Consider the following 588-nt stretch of genomic DNA (forward strand, 5'->3'; position numbering starts at 1 on the left):
TCGGGCTCATAACCCGAAGGTCGTAGGTTCAAATCCTGCTCCCGCAATTTTGGCTCGGTAGCTCAGTTGGTAGAGCAATGGATTGAAGCTCCATGTGTCGGCGGTTCGATTCCGTCTCGCGCCATATCTATTATTAATGCGGGTGTAGTTTAGTGGTAAAACTACAGCCTTCCAAGCTGTTGTCGCGAGTTCGATTCTCGTCACCCGCTTTGAACTTTTCGTTCATCTACCAAGTTTATTAACTTGGGCGCGTAGCTCAGGTGGTTAGAGCGCACGCCTGATAAGCGTGAGGTCGGTGGTTCGAGTCCACTCGTGCCCATTAATAGGAGAATTACTCAAGAGGCTGAAGAGGACGGTTTGCTAAATCGTTAGGTCGGGTAACTGGCGCAAGGGTTCGAATCCCTTATTCTCCGTATTCAAAGAGCTTTTATAGCTCTTTTTTAATTTCTTTTTAAAATTTGGGCTCTTTGTCAACTGTAGTGGGTTGATGAAAAGTTATAACCTGGAGAGGACCAACATGGTTCTCTCCTTTTTGATGTTCAAAGCAATGAGGATTCTAGTTTTAAAGTTTTCAAAGTTCCGGAAGCC

At 45.4% G+C, this 588-nt stretch carries 4 tRNA genes; all 4 read left to right on the plus strand.

From position 1 onward, the window contains the following. The first annotated feature begins 51 nt into the window (after positions 1-51). The 4 genes from QM887_RS09925 to QM887_RS09940 all read left to right on the plus strand — a co-directional run bounded on the left by QM887_RS09925 (position 52) and on the right by QM887_RS09940 (position 413). A tRNA-Phe gene (locus QM887_RS09925) sits at positions 52-124 on the plus strand. 14 nt (positions 125-138) lie between these two features. Next, positions 139-209, plus strand: a tRNA-Gly gene (locus tag QM887_RS09930). Positions 210-245: 36 nt separating this feature from the next. Continuing rightward, positions 246-319, plus strand: a tRNA-Ile gene (locus QM887_RS09935). Between the two features lie 6 nt (positions 320-325). After that, positions 326-413 (plus strand) — tRNA-Ser (locus tag QM887_RS09940). Positions 414-588 lie beyond the last annotated feature (175 nt).

This window comes from Streptococcus infantis, assembly GCF_047460875.1.
Lineage (GTDB): Bacteria > Bacillota > Bacilli > Lactobacillales > Streptococcaceae > Streptococcus > Streptococcus infantis_AA.